The organism is Neorhizobium sp. T25_27 (assembly GCF_002968565.1).
Taxonomy (GTDB): Bacteria; Pseudomonadota; Alphaproteobacteria; order Rhizobiales; family Rhizobiaceae; genus Neorhizobium; species Neorhizobium tomejilense.
This window is the reverse complement of the sequence record NZ_PVBJ01000003.1, coordinates 119,691-139,155: the sequence shown is the minus strand read 5'-3', so window position 1 is coordinate 139,155 and position 19,465 is coordinate 119,691. Positions and strand designations below refer to the sequence as shown.

Below are 19,465 nucleotides of genomic sequence, written 5' to 3'. Positions count from 1 at the left end.
GGATGACGGTGGCGGTGCAGGTGCGCGCGATCCTTGCCTGTGCGCTGGCGGTGCTCTGGGCGTTTGCCCAAGTGCCGCCGGCGGACGCGCGCGATGTGGCTACCGACCGCATCGGCGTCAACCGGGTCAACCTCGCCTGGCTTTCTCGCGCCGACCAGGAGCGTATACTGAAGGAAATCGCGGCGAGTGGCATCACCCATGTCCGGCTTTCGCTGTCGAGGCCGGTGGACAAGAGCATCGATGCGCTCGAGATCGCGGACCGGTTGGGGCTGAAAGTCCTTCTTGAGATCCAGCTCGGGAACAAGGATTATTATCCCCCGGGCGCGCGTCCCCGCACCGGTTTCGGCCGTATCTGGGATGTTCAGCGGCTTTCGGATCTCGACCTCGATCTGTACCGGTCGCAGTTGCGCTCGGCCCTTCGCCGCATCGACGACATGGGCATCCGCATCGACGCCGTTGAGCCCGGAAACGAGATAAACTACAGCGCCTATAACGGCGACCTCGTCGTCTACGAGAAGCCCGGGCGACGGACGCCGCGCAACGTTTCGGAAGTCGCAGACCGCACGGCCTTCGGGCGCGGGCTCGACGCTTATGTCGGTGCCGTTCGCATCACGCGGGAGGAGTTGCAGGCGACGGTCCATAGCCGCGAGGCGTTTTTGATTTCGGCCGGGCTGTCCGATGTCGGCACAAGCGAGGCCGATAGCCGGGGCATGGAACGGCTCGACCCCGGCGAATTCATTTCACTCCTGCGGGAGCGAAATATCGACGCGCTGGTCGATGGTTATGGAATTCACCTCTATCCAGGGCGCAAGGACGATGCGGCGCTGGCACGCTATGTCGGAACGCTTCTCGATTTCTGCCGGCCTGAGGGGGAGGGCAAGCCGTGCTGGGTAACCGAGTGGGGCATTGCCAACACTGCATTTTCCTGTCCCCTGGACGATCGCGCGCGGGAAGTGGCGGTTCGTGCCGTGCGCCGCAGCTTTGACGAACTGATGGATGAAGGAAGGCTGAGAGCGGCCTTCTATTATGACTGGGACACCCAAGCGGTCTATAGCGTCTGGCGTTGCGGCACCTTAAGCCCGGCCGGCGTCGCAGCCACGAAAACGGGAAAGGTTGACGCGAAGTAGGAAAATCCACGATCTGAAAGATCGCAAAGGCCGGATATGCGCGGAAGACGCTAGAGTTTCCCGTTCAAGAAAACCGCTCCCGGAATAGGGGCGAGCCAGCTTCCTCCTCCGCGATGGCGGCGCGGTTGGCAGCCTCGCGCAGCGCCTGAAAGTCGGCTTGCTGCTCGACCCTGGTGCCGCCAAGCCGCACCGTCACCGATATCTGGCGCTCCTGCCCGGCTGTGAATGTGGTTTCCTTTATCTGCCCGCGGATGCGCTCGCAGATGTTGCTGGCATTTTCCATTGTCGTGCCGGGCAGATAGATGCCAAGTTCGTCTGAGGCAAGGCGGGCGACAAGGTCACTATGGCGCACGGAAGAATATACGATCCGGACCATCGATTGAAGCAGCGTATCAGCCCATTGTGGACCGTAACGGCGGTCGATTGCATCGAAATCATCAACCTTGAGAACGAATAAGACGCCATCGGAGCTTTCCGTACTGCTTGTGCGCCTGCGTTCCATCGCATGCTCGACCGAATTCGCAAATTCGCCGGCGCGCATTGTGCCTGTGACGGGGTTGCGACCGAGCGCGTGCCGAAGCTCTTCTTGGGTATCACGAAGCGATTGGTTGCGCAGATAAAGCGCCAATTGAAGCGGAAATGTAACGGCCGCCGATATCAACGCCACGGCTGTCAATTCCACCCAGAACGGACGTTGGGGAACAAGCAGGCTTAATGGCCAAGCAATCGCGATCGCTCCAATTGCAATGGCGACGGTGCGGAGCATTGCCATCTTGATATGCGGTATGTCTAAAGCTTGGCGAAAACGGAAATACAGGGTCATCGGTTGAGGGGGCTTTTGCGGTAGAGTGTATCTTTGAGACATCGCGTGAAAATACCACGTGAACAAACCTTATGGTATTTTAACAATGGGCATGAAGAATTTGATCGGAAGGCGATCGGGCTGTAGCGGCAGAATGGCTGGTCGCGGTTCGTATCGATGCAGCCTCGTTACAACCGCATCCACAGGGAGGAGGAGCGCGAAATGCCGCCGTTCTGCCTCGGCGCCTGGCGAGATTTCTCTCGGCACAAAAGCAGAAGACTTTTCGCATTACCGCTTCATCTCACTCAGTTTCGTCAGCAGCGCCGCCCCCGTCCTGATGCCTGCAATGAACAGATCCAGCTTCAGGTTCTCGTTCGGCGCATGGTTGGCCTCGTCCGCATTGGCGTAAGGCACGACGAACGCCGGTTTCTTCAGGATTTTCGTGAACACGTAATCCGGAAGTGATCCGCCAACGGTTGGGTAGAGCAGCGGCTCAACGCCACGGGCGGTAAAGATCGCGTCCTGGATGATCGGCGCGAACGGGCTGTCCATCGGCGTTTTCGACGGCAGCATGGCGTTGAGCGGTACGAACTCCACGTCGGGCGCGTGGGCGGCGACATGCGCCCGTACCTTCTCGAACACGTAATCCGGCGTCAGGCTTTCGACCAGGCGGATGTCGCATTTGGCAAACGCCTCGCAGGGCAGAACCGTCTTCTGGCCCGGCCCGCCGTAACCGCCATGCAGGCCGTTGATGGTCAGCGTCGGGTGGAACATCAGCCGGTCAAAATAGCTGCGGTCGAGCGGCTGGTCGAGTTCCTTGATGCCGAGATCGGCCTTGATCGCATCGAGATCGAGCGGCAGCTTGTCGACCGCCTCGCGCTCCATGTTGGTCGGCGGCACGACAGCCTCATGCAGGCCGTCGATGGTAATCTCGCCCTTGTCGTTCTTCATCGTTGCCAGCAGATGGACGAGCTTCCAGATCGCGTTCGGCATGACCCCGCCGAAATTGCCGGAATGGGCATCGCGATTGGCGGTCTTTGCGCGTAGTTCGAAGGATGCGACACCGCGTACGCCAAAGGTGATGATCGGCGTATCGGATTCATGCAGCGGACCGTCGGAGGTGACGACCAGATCGGCGGCATTCAGCTTGTCGGCATGTTCAGCCACGAATTCGGCGATGTGCGGGCTGCCGATTTCCTCTTCGCCTTCCAGCAGGAAGATGACGTTGCAGGGCAGTTCGCCGGTCACCTTCAGATGCGATTCCAGCGCCATCAGCTGGGCGAAATGCTGACCCTTGTTGTCGCCGATGCCGCGCGCATAGATGCGCCCGTTGCGGATCGTCGGCTCGAAGGGCGGGCTGTCCCAAAGTTCGTAGGGCTCCGGCGGCTGCACGTCGTAATGGCCGTAGAGAAGAACGGTCGGCTTGCCCGGCTGCTTTTCCATGCGGCCGAGCACCATCGGATGGTTTTTCGTGGGGATGGTGACCGCCTCCATGCCCATGCCGTTCAGCATGTCAACGAGGATGGCCGCCACCTCCGCGATGCCCTTGTTCTGGGCGCTGATCGAGGGATGGCGGACATAATCCATCACCCGCTTGATGAAATTCTCGCGGTTTTCCTCGATATGCGCGAAGACGCGCTCCAGATCGCTCTTTTGCTCAGTCATCCCATGCATCCTGCTTGGCTGTCAGAAGGAGGGCGCCGGAACCGTGCACCGTGCCGCTCCACCCGGGTGCGACCAATGTTGTCGTGTCGAGCTGGGTGAGGATCATCGGGCCTTGGAACGTGGCGCCGGCACCAAGCGTCAAACGGTCGACGACCGGAACGCTCGTCACGCCGCTTTCAAAATGCACCGGCACATGGTCGACCGGAGTGACGTCGGAACCCTTCTGGAGAATTGCCGGCGGCGGTTCGACCGTCATGCCGGCGGCTTCGACCCGCAGGGTCACCAGTTCGATCGCCGCTTCCAGTGCAAAACCGTAGAGCGCCTTGTGCTCGGCGGCAAACGCAGCCTCGACATCCTCGCGGGTCTCACCCCAGGTAACGGCAAGCTCACCGCCCTGGCCGTGGTATCGCAGCAAGGCGACGGTCGCGATGCGGCGGTCCTTTTCCGCCACGCCTTCGGTGTCGAACCAGGCGGAGGCCTGGGTCTTGAGCTCGGCGATGATGCCGTTGGCGGTCGAGACATCTACGGCACCGGCCTTCGGCAGCGTGCGGCTGAACTCCGCCTTGAGGTCGGCGGCCAGCAGGCCGTCGGCGCAGAGAATACCCGGAGCCGGCGCGATCATGACACGGGAAATGCCGAGCAGTTCGGCAAGCGCGCAGCCATGCAAGGGACCGGCGCCGCCGAACGGCACCAGGGTGAAGTCGCGCGGATCGTGGCCGCGCTCGACCGAGACGACGCGCACCGCACCGACCATATGGTTGTCGACGATGGCGAGAATGCCGCGCGCCGCCGTCACCGTCGAAAGACCGAGCGGGTTGGCGACCTTGCCGTCGACCGCCTTGCGGGCAGCTTCGACATCGAGCGCCATGCGGCCCCCGAGCAGGCGGGCCGGCAGATGTCCGAGCACGACATGGGCGTCGGTCACCGTCGGGTTCTCCCCACCATGGCCATAGGCGGCCGGGCCCGGCCGGGCACCGGCGCTCTGCGGACCGACGGTCAGCGTGCCGTCAGCAACCTTGGCGATCGAGCCGCCTCCCGCGCCGATCGTCACCATGTCGACCATCGGCAGCGGCAGCGGCCATTCGCCGACCTTGCCGTGTTGGGTCAGCCCGATCTTGCCATCCTTGATGAGGCAGATATCGGCGCTGGTGCCGCCGATATCGACGGTGATGATATCCTTGATGCCGCAGGCGGCGGCAACCGAGCGCGCACCGACCACGCCGGCGGCGGGACCGGACAGTGCCGTCAGCGCCGGAGCCTGGCGGATGGTCGCCGCACCGGCGACACCGCCATTCGACTGCATCAGCAGCAGCGGGGCCGCGACCTTCTCGTCCTCAAGCCGCTTTTCGAGGCGTCCGACATAGGTGGTGACGCCGGGCATGACGGTGGCGTTGAGCACGGTCGTCAGCGTGCGTTCGAATTCGCGCACAACGGGCAGCACGTCGGTCGAGGTGGTGACGGCGAGATGCGGCAGTTCTGCGCGAAGGATCTCCGCGGCGCGCTTTTCATGCACCGGATTGGCAAACGCATGCAGCAGGCAGACGGCGACGGCCTCCACGTCCATGCCGCGGATCGCCTCGGCCGCAATCCGCACGCTGTCCTCGCTCAGCGCGTCGAGCACCGCACCGCCGGCAGCGATGCGTTCATTGATCTCGACGATGCGCGATGCCGGCACCGGCCGCTCCGGCTTCACCCAGGTGTAAAGGTTCGCCTTGCGGGGAATATCCTGGCGGCCAATGTTCAACACATGGCGAAAACCCTTGGTAGTGACCAGCGCCGTGCGGGCGCCCTTGTCTTCCAAGATCATGTTGGTCGCGACGGTCGTGCCATGCAGGACCTGACCGAGCGAGGAGGCCTCGCGGCCGGCATCGGTCAGCGCCAGGCGGATACCGTTGAGGAACGCTTCCGAAGGATCGGAGGGCACGCTCGGCGTCTTCGCTCGCCAGACCTTGCCGGTGGCCCGGTCGAGAAGGGCAACGTCGGTGAAGGTGCCGCCGATATCGACGGCAACGGAAAGGGACGTATCGATAAAGCTCTCAGGCGAGGACATCGACATACTCCTGACGATGGAATGCACGGGTAGCGGGACGGTTGGCGCGCAGTGCGGCGGTAGACGCGTGGTCAACCTTGGTGCCCTTCACGACGACGCCATAGAGGCGTTCGGCGGCCTCGGCGCTGACGAAGCCGCCGAGCACGTCTTCGAGAATGGCATCGAGATTGCGGTCGAACGGATGGCCAAAACCTCCGCCCCCGCCGGTCTCCATGCGCAGCACGTCGCCCTTGACCAGCCTGTTGCCGTCCGAAAGCGGCGGAACCATGCGCTGGTCCGGCCGGCCAGGATTGATGGTGACGCGGCCGGTGCCGCCGCCCATGCCGCCATTGATGCCCCAGGGCGGGTTCTTGACGCTGTCGATGCGCACCGCAAGCATCATGTCTTCCGCGAGGATTTCGTATTCGCGGATGATGCCGCAGCCGCCGCGGAACTTGCCGGCGCCGCCGGAGTCCTTGACGATGCCGTAGGTGCGCAGGCGCACCGGATACCCGACTTCCAGGAACTCGACCGGGTAGTTCTCCTGCGCCACGAAATAGACCGCATCGATGCCATCCGAATCCGGCCGCGCGCCGTAACCGACGCCGATGCCGTCGGCGAGCAGGAAGCGCTTCAATTCGCCCGCGTCATCCTTGTAGTTGCCGCGCATGATGGTGATGACATAGGCCGAATTGGAAGCCGGCGCCTTGCCGCCCGCCGTGTTGACGAGGCCGTTCAAGGCCGACAGCACGCGCATCATGGTCAAGCCACGCATGCCGAGTGCCGCGGGGAAATTCGGCTGCAGGAAGGAGCCCTGGCGCAGGTTGACGGCGTCCAGCGCCTGCGGGCCGCCGGCATTGCACACCTGGCCCGGATCGCCACCGAGGTAGAAAAGACCGAGCGCCATGCCCGGCACACCGCGGTTCATCAGGAAATTGACCGGACCGGGCGCCTGATCGTCGGACTCGGTGGCATCGAAGGTGAACTTGTCCTCGCCATTCGCCAGCTTCTCGCGGGTCAATGCGAGGCGCATCTTGAACGGGCCGTTGCCATGGCCGTCGCTGTCGATCGCGTCGGTGAATTTATGGGTGCCGTAATCGAAGGTCTCGGCCAGCTTGGAGCGCACCAGCTTGCGGGTGCGGGTGAGCAGCTGCGCCAGCGCATCTTCCACAACATCAGAGCCGAAGCGGTCGAGGATCTCGCCGATGCGCTTGACGCCCACATCGACGCTCGCCATCAGCGCCCGCATGTCGCCGATGCTCTGCTCCGGGAAGCGGGAATTGCGGTGGAAGATATCAAGCGTCGCCTCGTTGGTGACCCCCCCATCCATCAGCTTGGTGACCGGAATGATGATGCCTTCCTGATAGATGTCGGTCGCATCCGGGCTGATCGAGCCCGGCCGCATGCCGCCGATGTCGGCGAAATGCGCCCAGCTCATCACGAAGGCGCAACGCTTGCCATCCTTGAAGACCGGCGCCAGCAGAACCTGGTCGTTGGAATGCGAAACGGCACCGCGCGAACCGTAGCAGTCATTGTACCAGTAGAGATCGCCAGGCTTCATCGTATCGGCCGGGAACTTGTCGAACACCGGGCCGGTCATGTCGCCGAAGACAGGCACCATCGACCCGACCGCCATCACGCCGTCGCCATCGAAGAGCGCCGTATAAAAATCTTTCTTCTCGCGGATAAAGGCGGAGATCGCGGTGCGCTCAAGCAGCGCTTCCATTTCCGACTGGGCGGCAGCGATCGCGCCACGGATGATTTCGAGCGAGACGGGATCGCAGACGGACCCTTCCGGTTTTACCACCCTGGCGGGCGTGCTTTCGCTTTCCTTGGGATTGTACATCTTGGAATCCTCGTTGGATGCTGTGGAATGGATCGATCGGGTGCTCATTGGGCAGCTCCGATCAGAACGACGACATTGCCAAGGCCACCGCGCTCGACGCGCTCATGGGCCTTGGCGATGTCTTCGAGTGGGAATGTCGCGCCGATGGCGACCTTGAGCCTGCCGGCATCGGCAAGCTCGGCGATCGTCCTTTCACCCGCCAGCCGCTGATCCTCCGGGATCAGAAAACCCTGGATGAAGCGCAGGTTGGCGCCCTTGGCTGCAAAGGCGTAATAGGGAAGCACAGGCGTCGGATTGCTGCTCGACGAATAGGAGGCAACGGTGCCGTTGCGTTTCAGCACGGCCGCGTCGAGCTCCAGGTTTGCCCCGAAATCGACCTCAACGACGCGATCGATGCCCTGGGCCCCGGTCAGTTCGAGGATGCGGGCGGATACGTCTTCGCACTTGCGGTCGATCGTCGCAAAAGCGCCGGCTTGCCTCACGTGCACTGCGGCTTCCGGCGTACTGACCGTACCGATCACCCGCGCTCCGCCGGCAACCGCCATCTGCACCGCAAAATGACCGACCGCACCGGCCGCACCGTTCACGAATATCGTCTGCCCGGTAACCGGACCGTCGGAGAAAATCGCGCGATAGGCGGTCATGGCCGGCACGCCGAGATTGGCGCCGTCGGCGAAACTCAGGCTATCGGCAAGCCTCACCGCCTGATGGGAGGCGATTGCGATAAACTCGGCTGCGGTGCCGAACGCGCGGCCCGCTTCGCCGTATCCGCCCTGGGCATTCCATATCCAGACCCGTTCGCCGATGCGCGCCGGATCGACGCCCGCCCCGGCGCCGACGATCTCGCCGGCACCATCCGTATGCGGAATGATCAGCTTGTGATCCATGCCCATGCCGCGCCAGCCGCCACGGCGTTTGACGTCGGCCGGGTTGATGCCGGACGCATGCACACGCACCAGCACCTCGCCGGGACCGGCGATCGGTGCAGCCATCTCAGCCACGGACAGAACCTCCGCGGCAGGACCGGTGCGTGTGTAGGAGGCGGCAAGCATCAACAACTCCAATCAGTACAGGTGACAGGCAACAGTGCGGGTTCCGACCGGTTTCGGCTGGGGCACCTCGGCCGCACAGCGCGCATGGGCCGCCGGACACCGGTCGCGAAAAACGCAGCCGGAGGGTGGATTGCGCGGGTCCGGCGCGCCGCGGCCGATCGGCAACGGCTCGTGGCTCTGGTCGGGATTCGGCACGGGGACGGCAGCAACCAGCGCCTTGGTGTAGGGGTGCAGCGGCTCGCGGACGATATCCTCGGTCGGTCCGTCTTCCATGATCCGGCCGAGATACATGACGATCGTCCGCTCGCAGACGTAACGCACCAGCGCCAGATCGTGGCTGATATAGATGGCGGTGAGGCCTAGCCGGTCGCGCACATCGCGGAAAACGTTGAGCACGCCGGCACGCACCGAGACGTCGAGCATCGACACCGGTTCGTCGGCCACCACGAATTCCGGCTGCAGGATCAGCGCCCGCGCCATCACAACGCGCTGCAACTGGCCGCCGGACAGGTGATGCGGATAACGGTCGAGAAACTGCGCAGGCTCCGGCAGCTTCACCAATTCCAGCGCCGTGATGATCCGGGCCTCGCGCTCGCGCCTCGGAATGTCGGCATTTTCCAGCGGCTCGGCCAGCGTCTGGCGGATGGTGAAGCGCGGATTGATCGCATCGAACGGGTTCTGGAAGATCAGTTGCGCCTTGGAGCGGAATTTCTTCAACCCGCTGCCGCGCACGGCGCCGATTTCCTCGCCGTCGAAATGGATCGTGCCGCCGGTCTTTTCCTCGAGCTTCAGCAGCAGCCGGCCCATCGAGGTCTTGCCGCAGCCGGATTCGCCGAGCAGGCCGACGCTTTCGCCCCGCCGGATATCGAAGCTGACGCCATCGACGGCTTTCACCACCGTCGACTTGCCGCGCATCGCCGCGAACGCGCCGCCGACGGCATAATGCAGCTTGGCATCGAAGACCGAGACCAGGATATCCGGTTTCTTGTTGACGTTTTTTTCGGTGGCGGGGTTCATGCCGGGGCCATCCATGTCTCCGTCCTGGCGGCTTCGATACGCAGGGCAGCGCTCTCGTTAGCACGATGGCAAAGCACCGGATGGCCCGGCGCGACTTCAACGATCGGCGGCTCGGTGCCGCAAATGTCGAGCGCGAAAGGACAGCGCGGCTTGAAGCGGCAGCCGGCCGGCGGAGAGGCGAGGTTCGGCGGTGCGCCTTCGATCGGCGTCAGGATGCCGGCGGCGGCCCCCTGCAGATCCGGGAAAGCGTTGCGCAGGCCCATCGTGTAGGGATGCGACGGCGCCGTCAGCGCCGCCTGCATCGTGCCGGATTCGGCGACCTTGCCCGCATACATGACGACGGTACGGTCGCAGATATAGGCGACAACCGAGATGTCGTGGGTGACGAGGATGACCGAAACGCCGAGCCGCGTCTGCAGCTCCTTCAACTGGTCGAGGATCTGCCGCTGCACGATGACGTCGAGCGCCGTCACCGGCTCGTCGGCGATGATCAGCTTCGGATCGAGCGCGAGCGCCAGGGCAATCGCGACGCGCTGGCGCATGCCGCCGGAGAACTGGTGCGGGTAGTCGGTCAAGCGGTTGGCATCGATGCCGACCATCTCGAACAGTTCCTCGGAACGGGCACGGGACTGTTTGCGGTTCAGGCCGCCGCGGCGGCGCAGCACTTCGTCGAGCTGGTATTCGACCGTATAGACCGGATCGAGGGAGTTCATGGCGCTCTGGGGAATGAAGGCGATGTCGCGCCAGCGCAGTGCGTTCATATCCTTTTCGGGGATCTTGGCCAGATCCTTGCCGTCAAACAGAATCTGGCCACCGGTGATTGCCGCATTCTCGGCAATCACCCGCGTCAGTGCCCGGGCAACCGTCGTCTTGCCGCAGCCGGATTCGCCGACGAGCCCGGTGATCGAGCCACGTGGAATGTCGAAGCTCGCGCCATCCACGGCATGGACGAAATTGCGCCCCACCTGATAGCTGACCCGAAGATCTCTGACGGAAAGAAGAGGTTCGCTCATCGGCTCAACTTCGGGAAGAGGATGTTTTCATAACCGCGGGTGATGAAGAAGCCCGCGCTGACGACGAGGATGATGCAGATGCCCGGGGGCACGAACCAGTAGAAGGCCTGTTTGGCGAGCGCCTGGCTGGCAAACGCATCCTGCAGCATGTAGCCCCAGCTGATCGAATTGGGATCGCCGAAGCCCAGGAAACTGATCGACGCTTCGGTCAGGATCGCCCAGCCGATCGCGATCGATCCGTAAAGGAAGGACAGCGGCAGGATGTTGGGCGCGATATGGCGCAGGATGATCTTGACGTCGGAAGACCCCGCCACCCGCGCCGCCTCGACATAACCGCGGGTCCGAAGCGTCAGCACCTGGCTGCGGATGACGCGGGCGGTATCGCGCCACAGCACCAGTGCCATGGCGATGACGACGTTCCAGATCGAAGGTCGCAGGAAGGCCGCCAGCACGATGACGAATGGCAGAAATGGAATGCCGAAGGCGATATCCGCGAGCCGCATCAGGATGGCGTCCACCCAGCGACCGAAATAACCGGCGACGAGGCCGATGACCGAGCCGATCAGAGCCACCATGAAGGCGGCGGTGATGCCGATCAGCAGCGCCGAGCGGCTGCCGTAGACGAGTTGCGAGAAGATGTCCCGGCCGAGGCTGGTGGTTCCCATGAGGAAATCATCCTGCCCCGGCCGGAGGTCCGCCGCGAGATCGTAGGCTGGCGTGTAGAGAATTTCGGTCGGGTCATGTGTGGCGATCTGATCGGCGAACACGGCGACGACGACGAACACCAGATAGATGAGGAGACCGGCGACCGCGAACGGGTCGTTCATCGGCAGTCTCAGTGCGCGAAACATCCGGGCAATAATATTGGGGCGTCTCGGCTTGGTGATGGCGGGTGCGGCGATCTCAGGCATGGGAAATCCTCGGATCGAGGAACGCATAGAGCAGGTCGGCGAGCAGATTCATGAAGATCACCACGAGCGCGATCATCAGGAAGGCACCCTGCGCCAGCGGATAGTCGGAAGCGGCAACGGCGTTGACCAGTTCGCGGCCGAGGCCTGGCCAGGAGAACACCGATTCCACCACGACATTGCCCTGCAGCTGATAGCCGACGGCGATCGCAAACGAGGTCATCACCGGCAGCAGCGCGTTGCGGGCGGCGTGACGCACCATCACGGTCCAGGTCGACAAGCCCTTGATGCGGGCCATGGTGACGAAATCCTCCTTCATCACGTCGAGCATGTTGGAGCGCATCAGGAGAAGCGGCAGGCCTTGGCTGTAGATCGCCAAGGTCGCCGCCGGCAGCGCCAGATGGGCGAGGAAATCGCGCGAGGTATAGAGATCGAGAAAGCCGGAATATTCGTTGCCCGGGGCGCGCGTGCCGCCGGCCGGCAGCCAGCCGAGCGAAAACGAGAAGATCGCCAGCATCACCATGCCGAGCCAGAACTCCGGCATGGCGCGGGTGGTGAGCACCAGCGGAATGGCCGCCTGCTCCACCCAGCTGCCGCGGCGCCAGGCGAGATAGGCGCCAGCGAGAATGCCGAAGACATAGGCGACGATCAGCGAGGAGAAGGTGAGGATCAGTGTGTTCGGCAGCAGGATCCAGATGCGCTGGCCGACCGGTTCGCGATAGCGAAAACTCTGGCCGAGCTCGCCCTGCAGAAGATTACCGAGATAGATCAGGTATTGATGCCACAGCGGTTTGTCGAGGCCAAACTGGGCCATCAGCTGCTGCTGCTGCTCGAGCGTAAAGGTCGGGTCGATATAGGCGGCCATCGGATTGCCCGGCATCAGCCGGAACATCAGAAACAGGATGGTCACCACCGCCCATAAAACAAGTGCGAGCTGCAGCAACCTGCTGCCCACAGCCTTGAAATTTTTCATCTGAAAAAATTCCTTCTCTTGGCTCGGCGCCGCCTTGGGAGGACAAGGCGAGGCTGCCGATGTCAAGCGTCAGGCAAAAAGGGAGGCGGCGCCTGGGAGAACTCACCGCCTCCCATGAAGATTACTTGGCGGCGATGGTTTCCTTGGTGTCACCCGGATAACGCAGCTTGCCGCCTTCCAGCGTATAGCCGGCATCCTTCAGGGTCTTGGCCGCAACGGCCTGACCGGTCTTGAAACTGTCGACGACCGACTTGTCATGCCAGAACTCGAGCGCCGGCGAGACGATGGAGTTCGAACCGACCGCGAAGCTCTTGTAGGCAGCCTTGACGATCAGCTGGCGGTCGACCGCTTCGGAAAGTGCGCGACGGAAGGCCGGGTCGTTGAAGGGCGCGCGACGTTCGTTGAAGGCGATGTAGCGGAAGCCCATGTCGACGGTGGAAACCACTTCCAGGTCGCCGTCTTTCTTTGCCGCATCGATGAGCACCTGCGGATCGCCGGTGAACTCGCCCATGAAGTTGATTTCACCCGAGCGCAGCATGCCGAGCGCGGCTTCGGCATTCGGTACGATACGCAGGATCCAGCGATCGACTTTCGGCGCCGCGAAGTGATCCTTGTTGGCTGCAAGCGTGACGGATTCGTTTTTCGCCCAGCTGGTGAACTTGAACGGGCCGGAGCCGATCGGCATCTGTTCCTGATAGCTTTCGGCAGTCTCTGGCTTGGCGGCGAGGTCCTTCAGGATCGGTTCCCAGATGTGCTTCGGGATCAGGTTGACCTTGGCAAGGCTGGACGTAACGAAGGAGGCGGCCGGCTTCTTCAGCTTGAAGGTGATGGCGTCGCCATTCGTGGTGATCGAGTCGATGTTCGTCGCGAAGGGCTTGTACATCGGGGCTTCGCCGCCGACCGCCGCCTCGAACGAGAACTTGACGTCATCAGGCGTGACCGGCTTGCCGTCATGCCACTTCATGCCGGACTTCAGCTTCACGTCGACCGTGGTGCCGTCCTTCCAGGTGAAGCTCTCGGCGGCCCACGCCTTCGGCAGGCCATCCGGGCCGACGCGCAGCAGGCGGTCCCAGACGAGTTCGGTGATCCAGCTGTCGACGCTGCCCGAGATATAGAGCGGGTTGATCGCCTTGATATTGTCGGACGAGTTGATGATCAGGTCCTTCTTGGCACCCGCGGGCTCGACACCGAGGAAGGTCCAGGTGTTGCGGATGCCGATACCGCTCTGGTTGACGACCGATTCCGGCTTCCAGACGGTCTTGTCGAAAGCAAAGGTCGACTTCGGATGCACGAGCATCATGTAGGGCTGATCCTTGGAAAGAATCTCCTGCGCCTTGAAGACCAGCGCCTTGCGCTTGGCCGGATCGATCTCGCCGCGCTGGGCTTCGGCGGTCGCATCGTAGTCCTTGTTCAGGTAGCCCGCGAAATTGTAGCCGTCCTTGGCGGTCGAGGAATGGAAGAGGTTGAAGATGAGCTCGTCCGGATCTGAGCGCTCAGGACGGCCGACCATCTGCCAGGCGGTGGAGTCCCACTGGTCGCGCTTGTACCAGACCTCGTCGGACATCTGTTCCCAGGGGATCGCCCGGACTTCGACATCGAGGCCAAGCTTGCGCCATTCCTGGGCGATCAGCTGGACGGACTGGAATTCTGCCTGCTGGCCGGCCTGCGGACGGGACAGGACGGTGATCTTGCGGATCGGATCGCCGGCCCATGCGGGCAGTGCGATGGCCGTCACCACAAAAGCTGCGAATGCAATTCTCAAAAGGGACTTCATGGTCGTTCTCCTCTGAATAGCTTGACTATTTTCTTATGTGGCAAAGGGTTTTCTCCCTCCGCATCGCAAATCCGAAATCGGCCTTCGAACACGTTTCCCGCGCGTTCAATGCCGATACTCAATCCACAGAATAAATTCATGAGCGCCTTTGAAGGGTTTGCAACCTGGCTCTCAATGTTTTATTGTGTGAAACATCGTTTCGCATTGAGAGCGAGTAAAACACATTCCAAGAAGATTGCAAGAAGCTTCAAGCAATCCAAATCAGATGCCGGAGGAGACCATCCGATGACCGAACCAAAAGACTACAAGATCGCGGCCGTGGACCGGGCGCTGGCCCTTCTCGAAGCCCTTGCCGATCGTCCGGACCAGGGCGTCACGTCGCTTGCCAAATCTCTGGGGATGACCAAATCGCTGGTCTTCCGCCTGCTCCACACCCTGGAGGAGCGCGGCTTCGTATCGCGCGATCCGGAGCGTGCCGAATTCTCGCTCGGCTACCGCATCGGCGTACTCGGCGAGCGCCTTGGCAAGGACGGCGCCCTGCTTTACGCTGCCCGGCCGGTCATGGATGCGCTCCGCGACCAGACATCCGAGAACGTCAACCTTGTTGTGCGCGAAGGCCTGAAGACCTACGTTCTGGCAACCCGCGCCGGCCGCCATTCGATCCGGCTTTTTGCCCAGGCGGGACGCAACGGCCCATTGCATGCGGGCGGCGGGTCGCTGCTTCTGCTGGCTTACGCAGATCCGTCGGTCATTGATGCGGCCCTTTCCCAGCCGCTTGAAGCCTTCACGCCCTACACGATCACCGACCGGGCTAAACTACGCCAGGCACTCGAACGCATCCGCGCCAACGGCTACAATATCGTGCTCAACGATCTCGACGAGGGCGCCTTCTCCGTCGCCGCCCCGATCACCGGCGCCGACGGCACCATCATCGCCTCGATCTCGGTCGCCGGCGCTGTGGCCCGTTTCGACGAGGAGCGGCGCGAAAGCCATTTGAAGGCCGCCCTCGACGCCGCTGCGGAAATATCCGAGCGTCTTTCGATCCATGGCCCGGGCGAAAACGGCCTCGTGAAATCAAGGGCTTGAGGCCCGATAGAACCTGTCTCCAATCATCCGGAAATTCGCGGGCGCTTCGGCGCCCGTTTTCGTCAGTGCGATTTCTAGCCCTTCGAAGCCGCTTGCGGGGTCCCCCAACCTCTGTTAGCGTTTTCAAGTTTTGTGAAACATAGTTTCACTAGATAAAACAAGTTGGGGAGTGCCGGATATGAACGAGATCGAATCTGCCGTTCTGGGAGCGGTGAAGCTGGATGAACCCTGGGCTCTGGTAGAGAGCTTTGCGACCTACAAGCGTGAGCATCCGACCGATGTGAACCGCGCCATGGACGAGGTTGCCGCGCGGCTCGCCAAGCACGGCGTCGAAGTCAAGATGCATGAGGCCGACCTCTTCCTCAGTTTACCCGGCCTCGCCCGCGTCGAAGCAGGGGATAAGACCTTTCGCGCCAAGCCGCCGTCCTATTCGCTGGACGCATCGAGCGGAGTGAGGGGCGAGATCGTTTACATCGCCAGCCTGCAGCCGAAGGCGATCTCGACCATGTTCGAGAAGACCGTCGACGGCACCGGCGAACTCGCCGCCCGGGTCCGCGGCAAGGTGGTCCTCTCGGAAGGTTTTGCCAATCCGGGTCTCGTTTCGCAGTTCACGGAACTCGGCGCGGTCGGCGTCATCGCCATCAATCCCGGCGTCGACATCCACTGGGGCACCTGCACCACCGTCTGGGGCACGCCCGATCTCGACGACCTGCCGCGCAAGCCGTCGATCCCGGCCGTCGCCGTCAACCGTGAGAGCGGCGATGCGCTGATCGAGCTCGCCAGGACCGGCGCCGAGGTCACCATCTTCGCCGACATGGAAGAGGGCTGGTTCAAGTCGAAGCTGCCTGAAGTGTTCATCAAGGGCACCGAGGAGCCGGACAGATACGTCTTCCTGCACGGCCATCTCGACAGCTGGGATGTCGGTGTCGGCGACAATGCCACCGGTGACGCGACGCTGCTCGAAATCGCCCGCGTGCTGTGGGCCAACCGCGACAAGCTGAGGCGCTCGATCCGCATCTGCTGGTGGCCCGGCCATTCGACCGGCCGTTATGCCGGCTCCACCTGGTTCTCGGACAATTTCGCGCTCGATCTCGACGAAAACTGCGTCGCCTCGGTCAATTGCGACAGCCCCGGCTGCCGCTGGGCGACCGAATTCATCAATCTCTGCATGATGACCGAGACGGAAGCCTTCCTCTCCGACGTCATCGAGGAAGTGGCCGGCAAGAAAGCTGAGGCCGAACGCCCGCATCGCGCCGGCGACTATTCCTTCAACAATATAGGTCTGTCGAGCTACCTGATGCTGTCCTCGACCATGACGGAACGCGACCGCGAGGAAAAGGGCTACTACACGGTCGGCGGCTGCGGCGCCAATATCGCCTGGCACACCGAAAACGATACGCTGGAGATCGCCGACAAGGACATCATGCTGCGCGACATCAAGGTCTACCTGCTGGCCGTGCTGCGCAATGCCAATGCAAAGATCCTGCCCTTCGACTGGCGTGCGACGGCACGAGAGTTGATCCACACGGTCGACACCTACCAGAAGAAGGCCGGCGACCGCTTCGACCTTTCGCCGAGCCGCAAGGCGGTCGAGTCCCTGGCCGAAGCACTCGCCGCATTCTACGCCGGGATCGACAGCGGCAAGATCGAAGCGAAGAGTGCCAATCACGTGATCCAGAGGCTCGCCCGCATCCTGGTGCCGCTCAACTACACCCGCGAGCAGCGTTTCCGCCACGACCCGGCCCTGCCGATCCCGGAACTGCCGACCATCTCGACGGCAGCCGATCTCGACAAGCTCGGCCCTGAGAAGCTCGGTTTCGCCAAGACCCAACTCGTGCGTGGCCAGAACCGGGTGATCTCGGCGCTGCGCCAAGCAGAACAGCTGGTTCGCGCTGCCTGATCGTCAACACCTGGACAAAAGCCCGCGCCGGGAGGCTGGCGCGGGCTTTTTTTGCTCACGGCTTCACCTCGACGACCTAGCATCTGTCATTCTCTCCTCACGACTGCATCTGCCGGCTGCTCTTGCCAGCCTGGTGGCAATATAGAGTTGCATTTGTCTGAGTCGAATTCATGGATTCGTGTCTGTCGCCGGCATTCGCAAAGCTCGACGTCTCGACTTTAACGCTGTTTTGACGCTGCTTTGACAGCGGCGCGCTAGGGCAGATTTGCGGTTTCCAAGGATGCTTTTTATGCTTCAGTTCGTCGATGGTCACAACGCTGACATGCGCTGCCGAATCGCAGGTGCGCCTGTAGCGCTCTTGTCAAGGGCCGCTTTTGTGTCAGACTGTCTGCTGGACGGGCAGCCCAGGTTCGATGAGATGATCGAGAGGGGCACAAGACGAGTTGGGCCAATGGATCGCATGGATGCAAAACATGCAGTGTTCCGGATGTACCTGCTTGGCCCGTTCAGTCTCGTCGACAGCAAAGGGAAATCGGCCACACCCAGGTCCCAGAAGGCTCAGGCAATTCTTGCAATGCTTGCTCTGTCTGCGCGGGGATCGCGCTCGCGGGTTTGGCTGAGAGACAAATTGTGGAGCGACCGGTCCGAGGATCAGGCGGCTGCCAGCCTGAGGCAGGCCCTGCTCGATATTCATAAAGCCCTGGGTTCGTCTCGAGATCTGATCATCGCTGACAAGAACACCGTGTGGCTGGACATGGACCGCATCACGCTCGACACCGAGGAGATGCTGCGCAGCGAGCGCCTGGTCGATCAGATCACCGACGAACTGCTCGAAGGCATGGATATCCGCGATCCTGAATTCGAGGACTGGCTGACGGTCGAGAGACAGAACTGGTACCGACGCATCGAAGAAGGGCGCGTCGATGATGTGTTCGAACCTCGGCAGCAACCTCGCCGCGACGTCAGCACGCTGTCAGCACTCTTGCCTTTGACAGGCCTGCCTGACCAGCGCCCGACCAATATCCCCTCGGCAGCTGCGGGCAATGATCCGGACAAGCCGCCGTCGCCGGACAATATTCAGTGGACCATCGCTCTCCAGCCGCCGATCGTCCTCGGCGCCGGAGATGGGGGGCAGATCGCGGCATTGCAGTTTCAGAACCTGCTCGCCAAGGCGATCTTCGACGGATTGGGGCTCGGCATCACCGATCTCTCCTTCGACCCGCATCTTGGGCAACCGGATCGAAAGATGGGCCTTCCGCTGTGCCTTCAACTGCGGCTGACGTTCGATGGCAGTCAGGTGCTGGTGGAGCTGGCGATCAAGCATCTGCTCGACAACCGAATCATATGGCTTGGCAGCCGTATGATCGGTCGCACCCAGATGGAGCGGTCCGAATACGGCGTCGCCGCGGCTCTGATCAGCCAGGCGGTCGACCAGTTGTCGCTGTTTCATGAGTTGAGCGCCGGCGACGGCCGCCTGACCCGCGATGGTCTCTTCATCGATGCGGTCAACGCGATCTTTCGACTTTCGAGAGGCGATCTCGAAAAAGCGGAAAAGCGGTTGCAGGAGCAGATTCAATATCAGCCGCGAGCGTCTGCCTTCGCCTGGCTGTCCTTCATCCGCACATTCCAGGTCGGCCAGCGCTTTAGCGCGCTGGACGCGCATCTGATCGAAGAGGCCCAAGCCTATGCGCGAAAGGCTCTCGAACTCGATCCCAACAACTCCGTCTCCCTGGCGCTGGTCGGGCATGTGCATTCTTTCCTATTCCGGGAATACGACTACGCAGCCGGTCTGTTCGAGAAGTCGATCCGTCTGAACCCGGCCTTGCCGCTGGGTTGGGACCTCTATGCCATGCTGCATTGCTATGCGGGGCAGCCGGAGAAGGCCAGCGCAATGGCGCGGTGGGTGCAGGAACTCGGCGTCTACAGCCCTCATAAATATTATTTCGATACGACGAAATGCATCAGCGCCGGGTTGGCGGGAGACCACGTGGCGGCAATAGCCGCAGGCGAGGATGCCCTGCATTCCCGCCCGAACTTCAATAGCCTGTTGCGCTATCTCGCTTCCAGCCACGCTCACACGGGCAATTTGGAGGCTGCACATCAATATGTGGAACGGCTTGATAAGGTTGAAAACGGGTTTTCCATAACCTCGTTTCGCGGCACGGGCTATCCATTGCTCAGCACCGGCGGCGGCAAGCTGTTGCTCGACGGCCTGATCAAGGCTGGTGCCAGAATTCGCTAAGGCAACATTCACGATGATCTCATTTGGGGAG

Annotated in this window: 14 protein-coding genes; 4 read left to right on the top strand and 10 right to left on the bottom strand. The window is 62.3% G+C overall.

Going from position 1 to position 19,465, the window contains the following annotated elements:
* Positions 1 to 2 precede the first annotated feature (2 nt).
* On the top strand, positions 3 to 1,127 hold the full coding sequence (locus tag C5J24_RS10815; protein ID WP_105417809.1) for a glycoside hydrolase: 1,125 nt from the start codon (positions 3 to 5) through the stop codon (positions 1,125 to 1,127).
* A 64-nt stretch (positions 1,128 to 1,191) separates the two neighbouring features.
* Here the strand turns inward: C5J24_RS10815 and C5J24_RS10810 are convergent, their stop codons facing one another.
* The 10 genes from C5J24_RS10810 to C5J24_RS10765 form a co-directional block, all read right to left on the bottom strand.
* Complete coding sequence (locus tag C5J24_RS10810; protein WP_105417807.1) at positions 1,192 to 1,950, bottom strand: GGDEF domain-containing protein; 759 nt, start codon at positions 1,948 to 1,950, stop codon at positions 1,192 to 1,194.
* A 267-nt stretch (positions 1,951 to 2,217) separates the two neighbouring features.
* Positions 2,218 to 3,594 (bottom strand): M20/M25/M40 family metallo-hydrolase, encoded by a 1,377-nt coding sequence (locus tag C5J24_RS10805; protein ID WP_105417805.1) that lies wholly within the window; start codon positions 3,592 to 3,594, stop codon positions 2,218 to 2,220.
* On the bottom strand, positions 3,587 to 5,644 hold the full coding sequence (locus C5J24_RS10800) for a hydantoinase/oxoprolinase family protein (RefSeq protein ID WP_105417803.1): 2,058 nt from the start codon (positions 5,642 to 5,644) through the stop codon (positions 3,587 to 3,589). Before C5J24_RS10800 ends, C5J24_RS10805 begins: the two co-directional genes overlap by 8 nt.
* Positions 5,631 to 7,517, bottom strand: coding sequence for a hydantoinase B/oxoprolinase family protein (locus C5J24_RS10795; RefSeq protein ID WP_105417801.1), 1,887 nt, complete (start codon positions 7,515 to 7,517; stop codon positions 5,631 to 5,633). The genes C5J24_RS10800 and C5J24_RS10795 overlap by 14 nt, the downstream gene beginning before the upstream one ends.
* A complete protein-coding gene (locus tag C5J24_RS10790; RefSeq protein ID WP_105417799.1) occupies positions 7,514 to 8,521 on the bottom strand; it encodes an NADPH:quinone reductase in 1,008 nt (335 codons plus the stop codon). Before C5J24_RS10790 ends, C5J24_RS10795 begins: the two co-directional genes overlap by 4 nt.
* A 12-nt stretch (positions 8,522 to 8,533) precedes the next feature.
* Entirely contained in the window at positions 8,534 to 9,436 is a 903-nt protein-coding gene (locus tag C5J24_RS10785) for an oligopeptide/dipeptide ABC transporter ATP-binding protein (RefSeq protein ID WP_205836939.1), read from the bottom strand.
* 98 nt (positions 9,437 to 9,534) lie between these two features.
* Positions 9,535 to 10,551, bottom strand: coding sequence for an ABC transporter ATP-binding protein (locus tag C5J24_RS10780; RefSeq protein ID WP_105417797.1), 1,017 nt, complete (start codon positions 10,549 to 10,551; stop codon positions 9,535 to 9,537).
* Positions 10,548 to 11,462, bottom strand: coding sequence for an ABC transporter permease (locus C5J24_RS10775; RefSeq protein WP_105417796.1), 915 nt, complete (start codon positions 11,460 to 11,462; stop codon positions 10,548 to 10,550). The genes C5J24_RS10780 and C5J24_RS10775 overlap by 4 nt, the downstream gene beginning before the upstream one ends.
* The gene (locus tag C5J24_RS10770) at positions 11,455 to 12,432 is read right to left on the bottom strand and encodes an ABC transporter permease (protein ID WP_105417794.1); all 978 of its coding nucleotides are present in this window, start codon (positions 12,430 to 12,432) and stop codon (positions 11,455 to 11,457) included. Before C5J24_RS10770 ends, C5J24_RS10775 begins: the two co-directional genes overlap by 8 nt.
* Positions 12,433 to 12,553: 121 nt before the next feature.
* Positions 12,554 to 14,206 carry an ABC transporter substrate-binding protein gene (locus C5J24_RS10765; protein WP_105417792.1) on the bottom strand — a complete coding sequence of 551 codons (1,653 nt, stop codon included), beginning with the start codon at positions 14,204 to 14,206 and terminating at the stop codon, positions 12,554 to 12,556.
* A gap of 285 nt (positions 14,207 to 14,491) precedes the next feature.
* Between C5J24_RS10765 and C5J24_RS10760 the strand changes: the two genes are divergently transcribed.
* The 3 genes from C5J24_RS10760 to C5J24_RS10750 all read left to right on the top strand — a co-directional run bounded on the left by C5J24_RS10760 (position 14,492) and on the right by C5J24_RS10750 (position 19,434).
* Positions 14,492 to 15,292, top strand: a complete 801-nt coding sequence (locus tag C5J24_RS10760; protein WP_046665647.1) for an IclR family transcriptional regulator — start codon at positions 14,492 to 14,494, stop codon at positions 15,290 to 15,292.
* Positions 15,293 to 15,470: 178 nt separating this feature from the next.
* Positions 15,471 to 17,192, top strand: coding sequence for a M28 family peptidase (locus tag C5J24_RS10755; RefSeq protein WP_105417788.1), 1,722 nt, complete (start codon positions 15,471 to 15,473; stop codon positions 17,190 to 17,192).
* 289 nt (positions 17,193 to 17,481) lie between these two features.
* The gene (locus C5J24_RS10750; RefSeq protein ID WP_205836935.1) at positions 17,482 to 19,434 is read left to right on the top strand and encodes an SARP family transcriptional regulator; all 1,953 of its coding nucleotides are present in this window, start codon (positions 17,482 to 17,484) and stop codon (positions 19,432 to 19,434) included.
* The last annotated feature ends 31 nt before the right edge of the window (positions 19,435 to 19,465 follow it).

What these genes read in the sequence shown, in the direction of transcription:
- C5J24_RS10815 (WP_105417809.1), top strand. Translation starts at nt 3, where the DNA reads ATGACGGTGGCGGTGCAGGTGCGCGCGATCCTTGCCTGTGCGCTGGCG.
- C5J24_RS10810 (WP_105417807.1), bottom strand. Translation starts at nt 1,950, where the DNA reads ATGACCCTGTATTTCCGTTTTCGCCAAGCTTTAGACATACCGCATATC.
- C5J24_RS10805 (WP_105417805.1), bottom strand. Translation starts at nt 3,594, where the DNA reads ATGACTGAGCAAAAGAGCGATCTGGAGCGCGTCTTCGCGCATATCGAG.
- C5J24_RS10800 (WP_105417803.1), bottom strand. Translation starts at nt 5,644, where the DNA reads ATGTCCTCGCCTGAGAGCTTTATCGATACGTCCCTTTCCGTTGCCGTC.
- C5J24_RS10795 (WP_105417801.1), bottom strand. Translation starts at nt 7,517, where the DNA reads ATGAGCACCCGATCGATCCATTCCACAGCATCCAACGAGGATTCCAAG.
- C5J24_RS10790 (WP_105417799.1), bottom strand. Translation starts at nt 8,521, where the DNA reads ATGCTTGCCGCCTCCTACACACGCACCGGTCCTGCCGCGGAGGTTCTG.
- C5J24_RS10785 (WP_205836939.1), bottom strand. Translation starts at nt 9,436, where the DNA reads ATGCGCGGCAAGTCGACGGTGGTGAAAGCCGTCGATGGCGTCAGCTTC.
- C5J24_RS10780 (WP_105417797.1), bottom strand. Translation starts at nt 10,551, where the DNA reads ATGAGCGAACCTCTTCTTTCCGTCAGAGATCTTCGGGTCAGCTATCAG.
- C5J24_RS10775 (WP_105417796.1), bottom strand. Translation starts at nt 11,462, where the DNA reads ATGCCTGAGATCGCCGCACCCGCCATCACCAAGCCGAGACGCCCCAAT.
- C5J24_RS10770 (WP_105417794.1), bottom strand. Translation starts at nt 12,432, where the DNA reads ATGAAAAATTTCAAGGCTGTGGGCAGCAGGTTGCTGCAGCTCGCACTT.
- C5J24_RS10765 (WP_105417792.1), bottom strand. Translation starts at nt 14,206, where the DNA reads ATGAAGTCCCTTTTGAGAATTGCATTCGCAGCTTTTGTGGTGACGGCC.
- C5J24_RS10760 (WP_046665647.1), top strand. Translation starts at nt 14,492, where the DNA reads ATGACCGAACCAAAAGACTACAAGATCGCGGCCGTGGACCGGGCGCTG.
- C5J24_RS10755 (WP_105417788.1), top strand. Translation starts at nt 15,471, where the DNA reads ATGAACGAGATCGAATCTGCCGTTCTGGGAGCGGTGAAGCTGGATGAA.
- C5J24_RS10750 (WP_205836935.1), top strand. Translation starts at nt 17,482, where the DNA reads ATGCTTCAGTTCGTCGATGGTCACAACGCTGACATGCGCTGCCGAATC.